This window comes from Klebsiella sp. B345 (assembly GCF_051131735.1).
In the GTDB taxonomy this organism is placed as follows: domain Bacteria; phylum Pseudomonadota; class Gammaproteobacteria; order Enterobacterales; family Enterobacteriaceae; genus Klebsiella.
The window spans coordinates 2,164,597-2,180,129 of sequence record NZ_CP180443.1 but is presented as its reverse complement, the minus strand read 5'-3'; the positions used below and the strand labels follow the sequence as shown (position 1 = coordinate 2,180,129).

At 55.9% G+C, this 15,533-nt stretch carries 18 protein-coding genes; 3 read left to right on the top strand and 15 right to left on the bottom strand.

Annotated features, from left to right (window positions below; all coding sequences use genetic code 11):
• Positions 1–4 precede the first annotated feature (4 nt).
• A complete protein-coding gene (locus ACMYSO_RS10170) occupies positions 5–724 on the top strand; it encodes a DUF2884 domain-containing protein (protein ID WP_434583098.1) in 720 nt (239 codons plus the stop codon).
• A gap of 52 nt (positions 725–776) precedes the next feature.
• On the opposite strand, the gene ACMYSO_RS10165 is transcribed toward ACMYSO_RS10170, so the two are convergent.
• The 8 genes from ACMYSO_RS10165 to ACMYSO_RS10130 all read right to left on the bottom strand — a co-directional run bounded on the left by ACMYSO_RS10165 (position 777) and on the right by ACMYSO_RS10130 (position 7,601).
• Positions 777–2,024, bottom strand: coding sequence for a sugar ABC transporter permease (locus tag ACMYSO_RS10165; RefSeq protein WP_434670383.1), 1,248 nt, complete (start codon positions 2,022–2,024; stop codon positions 777–779).
• Between the two features lie 4 nt (positions 2,025–2,028).
• On the bottom strand, positions 2,029–2,865 hold the full coding sequence (locus tag ACMYSO_RS10160; protein WP_434670382.1) for an ATP-binding cassette domain-containing protein: 837 nt from the start codon (positions 2,863–2,865) through the stop codon (positions 2,029–2,031).
• 58 nt (positions 2,866–2,923) lie between these two features.
• Entirely contained in the window at positions 2,924–3,973 is a 1,050-nt protein-coding gene (locus tag ACMYSO_RS10155; protein ID WP_434583101.1) for an ABC transporter substrate-binding protein, read from the bottom strand.
• Between the two features lie 314 nt (positions 3,974–4,287).
• Positions 4,288–5,427, bottom strand: a complete 1,140-nt coding sequence (gene hemW, locus ACMYSO_RS10150) for a radical SAM family heme chaperone HemW (protein WP_434670381.1) — start codon at positions 5,425–5,427, stop codon at positions 4,288–4,290.
• Entirely contained in the window at positions 5,420–6,013 is a 594-nt protein-coding gene (locus tag ACMYSO_RS10145; protein WP_434670785.1) for an XTP/dITP diphosphatase, read from the bottom strand. The genes hemW and ACMYSO_RS10145 overlap by 8 nt, the downstream gene beginning before the upstream one ends.
• 12 nt (positions 6,014–6,025) lie before the next feature.
• Entirely contained in the window at positions 6,026–6,316 is a 291-nt protein-coding gene (gene yggU / locus ACMYSO_RS10140) for a DUF167 family protein YggU (protein WP_123756503.1), read from the bottom strand.
• Positions 6,313–6,879: a YggT family protein gene (locus tag ACMYSO_RS10135; protein ID WP_123756504.1), complete on the bottom strand. Its 567-nt coding sequence runs from the start codon at positions 6,877–6,879 to the stop codon at positions 6,313–6,315. Before ACMYSO_RS10135 ends, yggU begins: the two co-directional genes overlap by 4 nt.
• A gap of 17 nt (positions 6,880–6,896) precedes the next feature.
• On the bottom strand, positions 6,897–7,601 hold the full coding sequence (locus ACMYSO_RS10130) for a YggS family pyridoxal phosphate-dependent enzyme (RefSeq protein ID WP_174509520.1): 705 nt from the start codon (positions 7,599–7,601) through the stop codon (positions 6,897–6,899).
• A 16-nt stretch (positions 7,602–7,617) separates the two neighbouring features.
• Between ACMYSO_RS10130 and ACMYSO_RS10125 the strand changes: the two genes are divergently transcribed.
• Both ACMYSO_RS10125 and ACMYSO_RS10120 read left to right on the top strand, forming a co-directional pair.
• Positions 7,618–8,598 (top strand): type IV pilus twitching motility protein PilT, encoded by a 981-nt coding sequence (locus tag ACMYSO_RS10125; protein WP_434670380.1) that lies wholly within the window; start codon positions 7,618–7,620, stop codon positions 8,596–8,598.
• Between the two features lie 334 nt (positions 8,599–8,932).
• Positions 8,933–9,586 (top strand): LuxR C-terminal-related transcriptional regulator, encoded by a 654-nt coding sequence (locus ACMYSO_RS10120; RefSeq protein WP_434583105.1) that lies wholly within the window; start codon positions 8,933–8,935, stop codon positions 9,584–9,586.
• Between the two features lie 76 nt (positions 9,587–9,662).
• Here ACMYSO_RS10120 and ruvX read toward each other — a convergent pair whose 3' ends face one another.
• From ruvX to ACMYSO_RS10085, 7 genes are all read right to left on the bottom strand, one after another.
• Complete coding sequence (gene ruvX / locus ACMYSO_RS10115; protein ID WP_123756508.1) at positions 9,663–10,079, bottom strand: Holliday junction resolvase RuvX; 417 nt, start codon at positions 10,077–10,079, stop codon at positions 9,663–9,665.
• Positions 10,079–10,642 (bottom strand): YqgE/AlgH family protein, encoded by a 564-nt coding sequence (locus ACMYSO_RS10110; protein ID WP_123756509.1) that lies wholly within the window; start codon positions 10,640–10,642, stop codon positions 10,079–10,081. The genes ruvX and ACMYSO_RS10110 overlap by 1 nt, the downstream gene beginning before the upstream one ends.
• A gap of 313 nt (positions 10,643–10,955) precedes the next feature.
• Entirely contained in the window at positions 10,956–11,903 is a 948-nt protein-coding gene (gene gshB, locus ACMYSO_RS10105) for a glutathione synthase (protein WP_434670379.1), read from the bottom strand.
• Positions 11,904–11,923: 20 nt separating this feature from the next.
• Entirely contained in the window at positions 11,924–12,655 is a 732-nt protein-coding gene (gene rsmE, locus ACMYSO_RS10100) for a 16S rRNA (uracil(1498)-N(3))-methyltransferase (protein ID WP_434583107.1), read from the bottom strand.
• 87 nt (positions 12,656–12,742) lie between these two features.
• Positions 12,743–13,450 carry a deoxyribonuclease I gene (gene endA / locus ACMYSO_RS10095; RefSeq protein ID WP_434670378.1) on the bottom strand — a complete coding sequence of 236 codons (708 nt, stop codon included), beginning with the start codon at positions 13,448–13,450 and terminating at the stop codon, positions 12,743–12,745.
• A gap of 94 nt (positions 13,451–13,544) precedes the next feature.
• Positions 13,545–14,045, bottom strand: coding sequence for a SprT family zinc-dependent metalloprotease (locus ACMYSO_RS10090; RefSeq protein ID WP_434583110.1), 501 nt, complete (start codon positions 14,043–14,045; stop codon positions 13,545–13,547).
• An 80-nt stretch (positions 14,046–14,125) separates the two neighbouring features.
• On the bottom strand, positions 14,126–15,520 hold the full coding sequence (locus tag ACMYSO_RS10085) for a sugar porter family MFS transporter (protein ID WP_434583111.1): 1,395 nt from the start codon (positions 15,518–15,520) through the stop codon (positions 14,126–14,128).
• Positions 15,521–15,533: the final 13 nt, after the last annotated feature.

Genomic DNA, 15,533 nt, shown 5'->3' with positions numbered 1-15,533 from the left:
CTTTATGATGCGCAAAACGCTGTTGGCGGTGGCATTGTCCGTTACCGCTCTGTCCGCGCATGCGGACTACCAGTGTAGCGTCACGCCGCGTGACGATGTGATCCTCAGTCCGCAAAAAGTACAGGTTAAAGGGGAGAACGGCGATCTGGTGATAATGCCGGACGGCAACCTCACCTGGAACGGAAAGTCGTATGCCCTGACTGCGGCCCAGCGCGAGCAGGCACAAGATTATCAGGCCGGTTTGCGCAGCAGCCTGCCGTGGATTGATGAAGGCGCACGCACCAGAGTCGAAAAAGGGCGTCAGGCGTTGGATAAAATCATCACCGAGCAGGTGGGCGCCAGCAGCAGCATGCATGGCCGCCTGACCAAACTCGACGCGCAGCTTAAAACCCAGATGAACCGGATTATCGAACATCGTAGCGACGGTCTGACCTTCCACTATAAAGCGATCGATCAGGTGCGGGCCGACGGCCAACAGCTGGTGAACCAGGCGATGGGCGGCATCCTGCAGGACAGCATTAACGAGATGGGTGCCAAAGCGGTGCTGAAAGGCGGCGGGAACCCGTTACAGGGGATCCTCGGCAGTCTCGGCGGCCTGCAAACGGCGATTCAGGAAGAGTGGAAAAACCAGGAAGCGGATTTCCAGAAGTTTGGTAAAGACGTGTGCAGCCGGGTGGTCTCCCTGGAAGACAGCCGCAAGGCGCTGGTGAGTACCCTGAAATAACATCTTCGCGGAGTGCCCCGGCCTGTGCCGGGACACACTGCATTCAGTTCACTCAGGCACGCCCGTGGGAAACACGAGAACGGCGGGCCAGAGAGTCAATAATCACCGCAATCGCCAGTACGCAGCCGGTAATGATATAGCGCAGCGACGACGGCAGATTCAATAACGTCAGACCATTCGAGATCGCCTGTATCACAATGATCCCCAGCAGTGCGGACCAGGCGCTACCGCGTCCGCCGAACAGGCTGGTGCCGCCGATGACCGCGGCGGCAATCGCGTTCAGGTTCACATCGCCGGTCCCCGCCTGCTGGCTGGCGGAGGCGAGACGAGACGCCGCCAGAATCCCGCCGAAGGTCGCCAGGGTGGTACAGAGCATAAAGGCGCTGACGTAGATGGCCCGCACGTTGATCCCCGAGCGGCGAGCGGCCTCACGGTTGCCGCCGACGGCAAACATCGAACGCCCCCACTGGGTACGCTTGAGCGCATAGTTGAGTATCATCACAAACGCCACGAACAGGCCGAAAATCCACGGCACGCCACGCCCAAGGTTAAGATAGAACACGGCGGCTTCAAAAATCACCGTCAACACTATGGCGCGTAGCAATAGCGAGCCGACGGCTTCCGTCGAGAGATTCGCCGCCAGACGGCGGGTTCGCGTTTTGAGGCCAAAAACCACCATCGCCAGTCCGGGCAACAGCGCCATCAGGTGGGAGAACCAGCCGGGCATCACCATCAATTGCCCGAAACGCACCAGCGGTGAGGCGTAGGGCAGGTTGATACTGCCGCTGGGACCGAGGATATACAGCTGCAGGCCGAGCAGCGCCAGCAGGCCTGCGAGCGTCGCCACGAAGCTCGGCATCCCGACGCGGGTATACAGCAGGGCGTAAATAAGGCCGACGCCGAGGCCGCACAGCAGCGCGACGGCAATCGCTGCGGACACCGGCCAACCGGCATTCACCCACAGTACGCCGACTATTGCCGAGGCGAGGCCGCTCATGGAACCGACGGAGAGGTCGATCTCTCCGAGCATCAGCACGCAGACGATACCCAGCGAAATAAAGCCCACGGTGGCGCAGTCAAACAGCAGGTTGACCAGGTTATTGGGGGCGATAAACACCGGGTTAAGATAAGTGAATACCAATGAGATCACGATCAGGCCGGCGATGACCGGCGCGGTGCCGAGATCGCCGGTCCTGATGCGATTGATTTGCGCACGAACCACGCCGAACAGGCCATCGTTGTGGCGGACGCGCTCATCGCTACGATCCAGGGCAGGGCGAGATTCTATCTTGCTGTTCATAACGTTAACTCACTTCAGCAGAACGTAACTGTGATTTCCGCTCGACACGGCGTGACACGGCATTCTCGGTCGCACCGGTAATCGCCGCCACCAGATCCTGGTTTGATGCATCGGGGGTGAAAATGCCTTTGTTGCGCCCCAGTCGCAGGACCACAATCCGGTCGGCAACCGCGCGCACGTCTTCCATGTTGTGGCTGATAATAATGACCCCAAGCCCACGCTCTCGAACGCGCTCAATCAGGTTCAGCACCTCTGCGGTCTGCGCGACGCCGAGCGCGGCGGTGGGCTCATCGAGCATGATGATTTTGGGGTTCATCAGCAGAGAACGCGCAATCGCCACGGTCTGGCGTTGGCCGCCGGAGAGCGAAGCGATCGGCTCGCGCACCGACGGGATCCTGGCCGCCAGCTCCTGCAGCAGGGTCCACGCCCGGACCTCCATCGCGACTTCATCAAGCTGGAAAGGCGAGATCTCGTGGCCTAAAAACAGGTTGGCCACCACATCGAGATTTTCGCACAGCGCTAAATCCTGAAAGACCGTGGCAATGCCGTATTCCAGCGCTTTGCCAGGGCTGTCGAGGGTGATGATGTTACCGTCGAACTCAATGGTCCCGGCGGTGGGCTGGTGTACGCCGGCGAGGATTTTCACCAGCGTTGATTTACCTGCGCCGTTATCGCCGACCAGCGCGACCACTTCTCCGGCGTGGACTTCCAGCTCGATATCGGTCAATGCGCTGACCGCACCGAAGTGTTTCGAGACCTGACTCAGTTTCAAAATGGGTTGCCTGGTGCTGGCGACATGGTCTGGTTTTGGTGTGTGTTCGTGCGACTGTGCTTGCAACATAAAAGAGACCTCAATCATGGCGAAACTACGCCCGCCGCAGAAGGCGGGCGCAGGGACATCACTGTTTCTCGATACCTAATTTCTGGCAGGCTGCGGCGTAGTCGCCGCTGCAAACCTGAGCGTAGGTCTGGATCTTTTTATCGAAGATTTCCGCTTTGATATTTTTTGCTGTGATCACCGCCGGGGTAAACAGCTGTGAAGGTGTGTTGTACAGCGTGGTGCTCGCCTGTGGTTTCTTACCCTGGATTAACTCCACGGCCACTTTTGCCGCGGCGGCGGCAACGATTTCTGACGGTTTGGAAATGGTGTTGTACTGGTCACCGGCAATAATGAGCTGCAGTGCGGCGATGGTCGCGTCGTTACCGGTGACCGGCGGGACAGGCTGAACGCCGGCGGCTTTGAAGGCGGCAATCGCGCCACCGCCGGTGCCGTCATTGGCGGCAACCACGCCTTTAATCTTGTCGCCAAAGCGGGTTATCTGCCCGGCAGCCCACTCCTGCGCTTTCGGCGGCGCCCACTCCGGGGTATCAAACTCGGCCAGCGTAGCGTAGCCCGATTCTTTCAGCCCGCGATGAATACCATCGCGGATCAGCCCCGCGGCGGCATCGGTCGGCGAGCCGTTAATCTGCAGAACCCCGGCTCCTTTCGGCACACCGCTCTCTTTCAGATGGTTGACCAGTGATTGGGAAATGGCGTAGCCGATACCTTCGTTATCAAAAGAGACGTAAAAATCCGCCGGTTTACCGGGGATTGGTCGGTCATAGGCGATCACTTTCACATCCTGCGCCTGGGCATTTTCTACCAGAGCGGCGGCGGCAGAAGAGTCAACCGGGTCGAGTACGATAATCTTCGCCCCCTGAGCAATGACCGAGTTGAACTGCTGCTGTTGCAGCGTCGCGCTGGCGTTGGCGTTTTGATAAATGACCTTACAGTCCGCGCACAGCTTGCTCATTTCGGCTTTGAAGCCCGGGAAATCATGCTGCTCATAACGCGTGGAGGCCTGATCGGGCATTAAAAAGGCCACGGTAGCGGATTCTGCAGCCTGTGCCGAGGCGGCCAGGCTGCCGGAGATTGTTGCGAGTGCGATAAAAATATTACGGTAATTCATTGTATTACCCTCTTTTTTATAGGCGTGTTCCCGCCGGACTTCAGCCGACGACACTCAGACTTTTTTAATAAGAGTTACCAATAATTCACATGTAGGATACTTCGGCTTCACATTTGCTCAACCGATGAAGCAGGATTACCATTGCCTAAAAAAGGAGTCAAGAAATGGAAAAATGTCGATGCAGATCTGTGACTGGTCGCAAATAATTGAACAAAAAACCAGCAGGGAATTTGACCGAAACGCGGGCGAAAAAAACGGTGGGGTGAGGGCGAAAAGGGGGCAAAAAAATGGGCGGTAGAGAACCGCCCGAGGGATTACGCTTCGCTGAGGAACAGCTCCAGCAGCGAGTTTAAAAACAGCTTACCGTGCTCGGTTATCTGCCAGTATTGCGCATCTTCGGTCAGATAGCCCTGGGCGAGGGCGGCCTCGATTTGCGGACGGATCGTGCTTTCATCCAGGCCGGTATAGCGGCTGAACTCATCGCGTGGCGCCGCTTCCAGCAGACGAAAGCGGTTCATAAAGAACTCGAACGGCTTATCGCAGGCCTCCACATCATGCTGGCGTTCGAGGTAACGACCCTCCATGTAACCGCGCGGGTGGCGGGTTTTCGCCGTGCGCAGAATTCGCCCGTCCGGGAAGGTGATTTTGCCGTGCGCGCCGCAACCGATGCCAAGGTAGTCACCAAAGCGCCAGTAGTTCAGGTTGTGCTGACACTGGTAGCCAGGTTTGGCGTAGGCCGAGGTTTCATATTGCTGGTAGCCCGCAGCGCTCAGCAGAGCATGGCCCTGCTCGTAGATGTCCCACAGCGCGTCGTCATCCGGCAGCACCGGCGGACGGGAGCCGAACAGCGTATTTGGCTCAATGGTCAGCTGATACCAGGAGAGATGCGGCGGATTGAGTTCGATGGCCTGGCGTAGATCGTCCAGCGCCTCTTCCAGTGACTGATCCGGCAGGCCGTGCATCAGGTCGAGGTTAAAACTGCGCAGCCCGAGGCCGCGGGCCAGATGCGCCGCACGTTTGGCCTCGTCAGGGCCGTGAATACGGCCAAGGCGCTGCAGCTTAGGTTCACTAAAACTTTGTACCCCGATGGAGATGCGATTGACCCCTGCGCGCTGATACTCAACGAAGCGATCGGCCTCCACGGTGCCAGGGTTGGCCTCCATGGTGATCTCCGCATCGGCGGCCAGCGGCAGGCAGGCGCGTACACCATCCAGCAGGGTTTGCATTGCCGGGCCAGAAAGCAGGCTCGGCGTACCACCGCCGATGAAAATAGTGCCGATTTCACGACCCTGGGCGTAGGCGGCATCGGCCCGCAGGTCGCTCAGCAGATGCTGCACGTAATCGTCGTGCGGCACCTCGCCTTTCAGCGCGTGCGAGTTGAAGTCGCAGTACGGGCATTTCTGCACGCACCAGGGAATATGAATATACAGGCTCAGAGGCGGCAAATTAGCCATTACGTAATGCTTCCAGTAACAGTTTCAACGCGCGTCCACGGTGGGAGATCGCGCTTTTTTCTTCACGGCTGAGTTCCGCTGCGGTTTTACCCTCAGACGGTACAAAGAAGATCGGGTCGTAGCCGAAGCCACCCTGGCCTGCTGCCTGACGGGTAATCACGCCCGGCCAGCTGCCGTGGCAGACGATCGGTGTCGGGTCAGCCGCATGGCGCAGATAGACCAGCACGCAGTGGAACTGCGCCTGGCGTTTGTCATCCGGAACGTTCTGCAGGGCATCCAGCAGCTTTTCCAGATTCTGCTGGTCGCTGGCGTCTTCACCGCTGTAACGTGCCGAATAGATCCCCGGCGCGCCGCCCAGGGCATCGACCGCAATACCGGAGTCGTCAGCAATCGCCGGTAAGCCGGTGACCTGAGCGGCATGGCGGGCTTTCAGAATCGCGTTTTCGATAAAGGTCAGCCCGGTTTCCTCGGCGGAATCCACGCCCAGCTCGGTTTGAGCGACGATATCCAGACCAAAATCTTCCAGCAGCGAGGCCAGCTCGCGGACCTTCCCGGCATTACCGGTGGCGAGAACAACTTTTTGCATCATTAATCCTGTTTATTCTGTCAGCGCCGCGACCGCGGTCGGGATCTGTTGCGGGTTGATGATTTTTATCTGTTTGTGGCGGCCAAGTTCCCCTTTTTCAAGAAGTACCTGGCTTTTTGCGACACGAAACTGTTTGGCGAGGAATTTAACCAGATGGGCGTTAGCCTGGCCATCAACGGGTGGTGCGGTAATGGCGACTTTGAGTTCGTCGCCATGTAACCCAACAATGCTATCACGGCTGGCCTTGGGCTGAATATACAGCCGCAACACCAGCCCGTCAGCGCAGAGTTCGACGGCACTCATAGCGCCATCCATAACCCCGGAAGCAGAACGTTGCCGGTTGCCTGCAGCAGTTCAGCGACGCCCATATTGACCACGTACAGCAGCAGAACCAGTACCATCGGCGAGAAGTCGATTCCGCCCATCGACGGCAACATTTTGCGAATCGGGCGCAGCAGCGGGTCAGCCAGCTGCATCAACACAAACTCAACCGGGCTGCGGCCCTGGCTTACCCAGCTCATGATCGCCATCAGCAGCAGCACCCAGAAAATCAGCAGGCCGATGGTTTTGAGCAGAATCAGCAGCGCGGAGATCCAGATTATCGGCTGGAAGGTGACCACCATAAACAGCACGATGGCTTTCACCACGCAGAGAATAAATGCGATCAGCAGCGATGAGCTGTCGATGGGACCCATAGCCGGGATAATGCGGCGCAGCGGCCCGACGACAGGTTGGGTGACCTTAACGATAAACTGCGAAAAAGGATTGTAAAAGTCGCAGCGTGCCCACTGCATCCAGACGCGTAGCAACATGATCATTGTGTAAAGCTCAATGACGGTTGCCAGCAGGAAAGTCAACGTCTTCATGGCGTTCCTCAGATTCCTTAATTATTGCTATAGTCGCGCGCACCGAAAATTGCGGTACCGATGCGCACCATGGTGCTTCCCGCCGCGATTGCGGCTTCCATATCGTCCGACATGCCCAGAGATAATGTATCGACCGTAGGGTATTGCGTTTTCAATCGCGCAAATGCTACCGCCATTTGTTGGGCCACGGCAAACTGCCTTACATATTCTGACTCTGGTGCCGGAATTGCCATCAGCCCGCGTAGCTGCAGGTTTGGCAGGGCGGCAATCTCTGCTGCCAGGGCATCCAGCGCGTCCGGAAGAATGCCAGATTTGCTCTGCTCGTCGCTAATATTTATTTGAATCAATACGTTCAGCGGCGGCAGGTGCGAAGGGCGCTGTTCACTTAATCGCGTGGCGATTTTCAGACGATCGACGGTGTGGCACCAGTCAAAATGTTCTGCTACCAGACGACTTTTGTTGGACTGTAATGGCCCAATAAAGTGCCATTGCAGATGGCTGGCGCCGGCCTGCTGGAAGTGGCGAATTTTCTCCACTCCTTCCTGAACATAGTTTTCACCAAAAGCCACCTGGCCTGCTGCCATCGCCTCTTCAATCGCGCTCGCAGGTTTTGTTTTACTCACTGCAAGCAACATCACTTCTGCTGGATCGCGGCCGCAACGTGCGGCAGCGTCTGAGATTTTGTCCCGGACCTGTGCCAGGTTATGCGCAATATCGTTCATATTCCGAGGATGAGTTATGGAGCTGGAAGAAATTGTGGCCCTTAGTGTAAAGCATAACGTCTCCGATCTACACCTGTGCAATGCGTCACCACCCCGCTGGCGGCGACAGGGAAAACTGGAACCAGCGCCATTTCACACGCCAGATATCGTGCAACTGCTTCATGAGCGGCTCAACGATAAGCAGCTCGCGCACTGGCAGGCCAACGGACAGGTCGACTTTGCCTTAACGCTGGCCAGCGGACCGCGGCTGCGAGCCAGTGCTTTTTGCCATACGCGTGGCGTATCGCTGGCGTTGCGCCTGCTGCCGGAAAGTTGCCCTCAGCTCCCCACGCTCCGGGTCCCGGACGCGATAACGGAGCTGCTGAATGAAGAGAGCGGTTTGATTCTGGTGACCGGCGCCACCGGCAGCGGGAAGTCCACCACCCTGGCGGCGATGGTCCATCATCTTAATCAGCAGCGTGATGGCCATATTCTGACCCTCGAAGATCCGGTGGAGTTTATACACCGCAGCGAGCGCTGCCTGGTTCAACAACGTGAAATTGGGCGCGACTGTCCTTCCTTTACCTCTGCCCTGAGGGTAGCGTTGCGCCAGGACCCCGACGTTATTTTGCTGGGGGAGCTGCGCGACAGCGAAACCATCCGTCTGGCATTGACCGCCGCAGAGACCGGCCATCTGGTGATGGCGACGCTGCATACCCGTGGTGCGGCTCAGGCCGTCGAGCGCCTGGTTGATGTTTTTCCTGCACAGGAGAAAGAGCAGGTCCGCAGCCAGCTGGCGGGAAGTCTATGTGCCGTTCTTGCCCAGAAATTGTTACCTACTGTGTCAGGCGACAGAATTGCGCTATACGAGCTTTTGGTGAATACCCAGGCGGTGGCAAATTTGATCCGTGAAGGGAAAACCCACCAACTGCCTGGGGTGATGCAAACCGGGCAGCAGGCCGGAATGCAGACTTTTACGCAAAGTTTTCAACAGCGTGTGGCATTCGGTCTGTTATAAGCGTTGATATATTATTCAGTTGTCATGCCAGTTGGGTGTTATCGCAATGTTTTATTAATGTTTGTGGTTATTGCAGATGAATATTAATCAGCGTAAATGACCAGGCTAAATGAATGACGAAGGTCAGGCCTGTAGTGCATTGTTCTCTCATATTTAAGAAAAAAATAAGATTATCTTTTGACACTTTTCGTAGGTTCGACTTATGCTGTTTGTGGGAATAGGACTTTTCCCATGAAATATTGTTTTAATTTGTAAATTTATTAATTTTTTGTAATTTTAAGTTTAATTAACTTAACCGCCATGATGGTGGGTAGCTTGCTAAGGAGAGTTTTAAGTGATTAATTTATCAGGTAATTATTCTGGTTCTCGTCAGGTTGTATTTATTACTCATCCGTCAATTCAGAGTAAGGCATTTGCCTCGTATCTGACGGATTCATTGTCGGTTATGGTGACGATTCATAATATCAATAAGCCGCTGACTCAGCGTTTGCCGAAAGAGGCTGTAATATTGTTTGATATTGCCGTGTCGAATAAAAAGCTGAATGGCCTGTGGCGAGATATTATTCGATCATATGCTGACAGCCCGCGTTTGTTGATTATCAACAGCGCGCAAAAATATGAACTCTATGAGATGGCGCAGTGGCCGGCACTGTACGGCGTCTTCCGCCATGACGATGATGAATCGCGCTTAATTGAGGGCGTTAAGGCCGTACTAAATGGCGAACAGACGGCTGAATTGAGCGTGATGCACCCGGCGATGTATGCCGCGGATCATGCATCGATCCCTGCGGAAAGCTCGCCGCTGACCGAGCGTGAGTGCGAAATTCTGAATGAGTTACGCTGTGGCGCCACCAATATGGATATTGCCCGGGCATTGTTCATCAGCGAAAACACCGTACGTACTCATCTGTACAACGTTTTCCGTAAGCTGAGCGTGAAAAACCGTACCCAGGCAGTCAGCTGGGCAAATGAACATTTGCGTCACTAAGGTAATAGAACGGACAAAGTAAGCGATGGCGCCATGCGATGTGCATAAGAAGGCGCCATCCGCCTTGTGGGGTGACTCAGAAACCTTGCTCGAAGTAGCTTTCGAGAATAATCACCGCAGAGGCTGAATCAATACTGCCTTTGTTCAGGGCGCGGAACCCGCCGTGCTCGAATAGCCCGGCACGGGCTTCCACGGTGCTCAGGCGCTCGTCGTGTAAGGTGATTTTCACCCCAAAACGGCCATGAATTTTATTGGCAAAATTACGTGCCCGCGCGGTCAGTGGCTGCTCGGTGCCGTCCATATTCAGCGGCAGCCCAACGATAACGGCTTCTGGTTGCCACTCTTTAAGCAGCTTTTCGATCAGGTTCCAGTCCGGTTTGCCGTCCTGTGCTTTCAGGGCCGGAAGAGGGCGGGCAGTCCCGGTAATTCGCTGGCCGACGGCGACGCCGATGCTTTTGGTGCCGAAATCAAAACCCAGTAATGTTCCGCTCATCATGCGTGCCCCGCGACGCCAGACATCGTCACAATATCGATACCAATCAGCTTAGCCGCGTCGCGCCAGCGGTCGGCAATCGGGGTTTTAAACAAAATATTCTGATCCGCCGGGGCCGTCAGCCAGGCATTATCCAGAATCTCCTGCTCCAGCTGTCCTTTCTCCCAGGAGGAATACCCGAGGGCGACCAGCACGTTGTCTGGCTGCTTATCCGTACCGAGTGTTTCCAGCACGTCACGGGAAGTGGTAATTACCGTGTTATCGGAAATGCGAATGCTGGAGGAAAAATCAGACGGTGGTGAGTGCAGAATAAAACCGCGGTCTTCTGCTAGAGGGCCACCAAGCATCACCGGTTTATCCAGACGAATATCCGGGTTACGCGGCTCGGCGACAATCTTTAACTTCTCCAGAATTCCGTCAATCTGCAGGTTTTCCAGCGGCTTATTGATGATAATCCCCATGGCGCCATCCTCGTTATATTCGCAGATATAAACCACGGAGCGGCGGAACATAGGATCCTGAAGAGCAGGCATGGCAATCAGAAAGTGATGCTGTAAATTCATTGTCAGAGGTTCTGTTCCTGGTTCAAAAAGCAGCATCCAGTATGCGGGTAAACCCTGGACCTGTCGATTCAACTTTATCTTTCAGCCGACAGATGCGTTGATTTCCTCGCTCGAACCGGTCACATAGTAAACTATGCTCCCGGTCTCTCGCTGCGTCATCGCCTTCCTGTCAGCTGAAATCTTTCGTTGAATCTAGCTAAAGATGCGTAGATTGTTTCGCCTGGACCGGTCACATAGTGGACGATGTCCTGGATTCTCATGAGGGGCGCTCTGCCCCTTTGCGCAGGCTATTCAGCCTGCGGCGTGAACCCGCTTATTTGCCGAGACGCTTTTCGATAGCGTCCATCAGCATACCGGTGATGGAGATCGGGAAGGCGGCTTCGATTTCACGCACGCAGGTCGGGCTGGTCACGTTAATTTCCGTCAGGCGATCGCCGATGATATCCAGGCCAACAAAAATCAAACCTTTGGCCTTCAGCGTCGGGCCGACACGGCGGGCAATAGCCCAGTCGCTCTCGCTTAACGGACGCGCTTCACCGCGACCGCCGGCGGCCAGGTTGCCGCGGGTTTCACCGCCCTGAGGGATACGCGCCAGGCAGTAAGGAACCGGCTCACCGTCGACAACCAGCACGCGCTTATCGCCATCTTTGATAGCCGGCAGATAGTTCTGCGCCATGCAATAACGGCTACCCAGCTCCGTCAGCGTTTCCGCAATCACCGGCAGGTTAGGATCGCCCTCTTTCACGCGGAAAATGGAGGTGCCGCCCATCCCGTCTAGCGGTTTAAGAATAATGTCACCGTGTTTCTCCCAGAAGGCTTTCAACTGGGCCTTATTACGGGTGACCAGGGTTTCCGGCGTCAGGTCGGCGAACCAGGCGGTAAACAGCTTCTCGTTACAATCGCGCAGGCTCTGTGGCTTGTTGACGATCAGCGTACCTTTATCTTCGGCGCGCTCCAGAATGTAGGTGGCATAAATAAACTCGGTATCGAACGGCGGATCCTTACGCATCAGAATCACGTCGAGGTCCGCCAGCGGCAGATCCTGCTCGCCGGTGAAGTCGTACCACTTATCGTAATTCTGCTCCACGCTCAGCGTACGCGTGCGTGCGCGCGCTTCACCGTTGATTAAGTACAGGTCGTTCATCTCCATATAATGGAGTTCATAGCCGCGACGCTGCGCTTCCAGCAACATGGCGAAGCTGGTGTCTTTCTTGATGTTGATAGTTGCGATGGGGTCCATCACGATGCCGAGCTTGATCATTGTTATTCTCCGTTAACGCTTCAACCTAAGTCGCCAAAACGCACCTGCAGGGCGGTGATGGCAGTGAGCGCAGTTGTCTCTGTACGCAGAACGCGCGGTCCCAACAGAATATCAGTAAACTGGTAGCGAGCGGTCATCGCGATCTCTTCCGCCGACAGACCGCCTTCCGGCCCAATCAGCAAACGAACGCGCTCGACCGGCAGCGGCAGCGTGTTAATACTGGCGCTGGCACGCGGGTGCAGGTTGAGCTTCAGGCTATCATCCTGCTCGGCACACCAGGCTTCCAGCTGCATCGCCGGGCGAATCTCCGGCACCACGTTGCGACCGCTCTGCTCACAGGCGGCAATGGCAATTTTTTGCCATTGTTGGATCTTTTTCTGCAAACGTTCGGCATCCAGTTTAACGCCGCAGCGTTCGGAAAACAGTGGCGTTATGAGGCTTACACCGAGTTCAATCGATTTTTGAATGGTGAATTCCATCTTTTCGCCGCGCGACATCACCTGGCCGAGGTGGATATGCAGCGGTGACTCACGGTCGTCGGTCTCAGCGCTGAGTACCTCAACCAACACGTTTTTTTTGCCCGCTTCAGCGATTACCGCGTTGAACACCTGATTACTGCCGTCAAAAAGCTGAATCTCCTGGCCTTTACCCATACGTAATACGCGGCCAACGTGGTTGGCGGCATCATCAGAAAGGGCGATTTGGCTACCTACCGTAATAGGCTCCGGGTGGTGGATGCGAGGGATGCGCATGCTTGATATTCCGTTCTACGCGCAGGCCCACCGTTGCCGAAAGGCCGGAGGATGAACCTGCAAATTAACAATTGTCGCTAGTGTAGGTTAGCTCTTTTGCGCCTGGCAAGCTTGCTGGACATATGGATTGTGGTTGCCCTGAATTTTAGCGATACGTTCGTCGCGTTCGCACTCCCAGGAGGTCACCGGATACATCTTATCCCAGGCGGTAAACAGCTGGGTTTGCTGACGTGAGAGAGTCAGCTGATAGGTATCACGCATATAGAAGTAGGTGCGGGCGATAGCACCGCGAGCGCGGGCTGGTGGCTCGGCGACTTTGTCTTTGAAATCGACTTTCATGGTGCACTGGCCGTACTGGCCTTCGCCGCCGTTCCATTGACCATACATAAAGTTTGCGCGATCGCCGTTTACCTCACCGACCGCCGGTTGCAGGTTGTGCATATCGCTTTCTATTTTGCGATACACCGGGTCTTTGGCGCAATTTTTACGCCCGCCATCCTGCCAGCACTGGCGCTGATGGCCAAACTGCCACGCGGGGACAACGTGCTCCCACTCTACCCGGCTGGCGCGGTTTTCATTTTTACGCACTTTATAACCGCAAGACTCCAGATCGATAACGCCTTTTTTCCCCTGCCAGTTAATTTTACAGCCGCAGTAAAAATCACCGGGCGCGTCGGCATTCACTTTCACACCGGCGGTTTTGGCCTGAGAAAAACTGTTGATTCCTTCGGCCGCAACCTGGCCACTGAACGCCGCGGTCAATAACGCCGCGGCAATAACATCAATACGGGACATCGTAAACTCCGTGTCAAAACGAGCCCGCAACGTAGCGAATACGATTGTCAGATGCAATCAGCCAGATCAGAAAATTTCCAGTTATACCCGATATTTACTCTTCAGCGACCAGCAGATCGCCGCAGCGCACGCAGCGGTAAGTCGCCTCGCCCCGTACCACACGATTGTGGCGGCGAACGGTGAGCTGATGCTGCTGGCACTGACAGCGATAGGGGAAGGTGTTCTGGCGAACGGAGTCGAGTTCGAATCGATGGGTGCGTTTGGCTTCGACGCCCAGTACGCTTTCCATCATCCATTTCCACTCTTTCCCGTGTGGCGCCACGCGGCCGAAGTGTTTCCACGTCAGCAAATGCGCCAGCTCATGAGGCACTACCTCGTCAATAAAGTCCTGTTGGTTTTCCAGTAGCAGCACCGGGTTGAGGCGAATTTCGTTTTTTTCCAGCCAGGCGGTGCCGGCGGAGGTTCCGCGCTGCTGATAGACCAGCGTTGGTTCTGGGTACTGGCGGCCCAGTTTGAGGTTCGCCTGGGCAAGTTTTTCCCGCAGGCTGCGCATGACGGCCTGTTGAATGGCGATGGGGATGCGGGGTGTTTTCATAGCGCCAGAGGATAGTGCGCTGTGACGGGGAGAGCAAGGGAAAGACGCTTCCTCCCGGCGTAGGGAGGAAGCGTAGAAGGTTAGTTGCGAGCGCCGATTTCGCGCAGCTTACGGCCGCTCATCAGGTTACGTTCGATGTGCTCCAGCGAAACGCTTTTGGTTTCCGGGATAAGCCACAGTGTCACGAAAATAAACAGCACGTTCAGACCACCGTAAACCCAGAAGGTGTTCGCGCTGCCCAGCGAATTAAGCATGGTCAGGAAGGTCGCACCGACGATCATATTGGCAATCCAGTTGGTCGCCGTTGAACAGGTGATACCGAAATCGCGGCCTTTAAGCGGCTGAATTTCAGAGCACAGCACCCAGATCAGCGGACCGGCGCTCATGGCGAAGCCAACGATAAACATCAGCAGCATCAACACGGAGAAGTACTGTGCAGCCGCAGAGTGGATCCCGATGTGCATCATTGAGCCCAGCACGCCCATACCGACGGCCATCACGATAAAGCCGAGGATCAGCGTTGGCTTACGGCCCCAGCGGTCAACCAGTCCGATGGCGATAAAGGTCGCCAGCACGTTGGTCAGACCGACGATCACGGTCCCCCACATCTGCTCGGTGGTGTTCGCATAGCCTGCCAGTTCAAAAATTTTCGGCGCGTAATACATGATGACGTTCATGCCGGTGAACTGTTGCATCACCTGCAGCAGAACACCAAGGAACACCGCGCGACGGAAGTTACTGTTTTCTTTAAATAACGCCCAGCCAGACTGTTTGATCTTCAGGCTTTCACGGATTTCATCCAGCTCGCGTTTGGCTTCGGCGCTGGTATCACGCAGACGCAACAGTACGCGTTCGGCATCCACGAAACGGCGTTTGGCGGCAAACCAGCGCGGGCTGTCCGGCAGGAAAATCACGCCAACCAGCAGCAGAATCGCCGGGATGATAATAACGCCCAGCATCCAGCGCCATGCGCCGCTGTAGCTGAAGGCGGTGTCCGACAGGTAGGCGCCAAGGATCCCGATGGTGATCATCAACTGATACATCGAAATCATACTGCCGCGGATTTTTTCCGGGGCGATTTCAGACAGGTACAGCGGTGCGGTATACGAGGCGACACCAACCGCCAGGCCAAGCAGCACGCGGGAAATAAGCAGGACTTCCACGTTCGGCGCTGCCGCTGAGAACAGCGAACCGGCAACGAACAGGATAGCGCCGATCATCAGGCTTTTTTTACGGCCGAGGCGGAAGGAGAGCCAGCCGCTGCCCACGGCACCGACGGCGGCACCGAACATCATGGAACTCACTACCCATTCCTGAGTGTGAGCGCTTATCTGGAACTCGTTGGCAATAAAAGGTAAGGCACCCGCAATGACACCGATATCGAGACCGAAAAGCAGGCCTGCCAGCGCGGCGAGGAAACAGACAAAGAACGTCATCGTTTTGTTCGAGCGCCCTTGTTTTTTGTTGTCAGGCATAACGCCCTCCAGT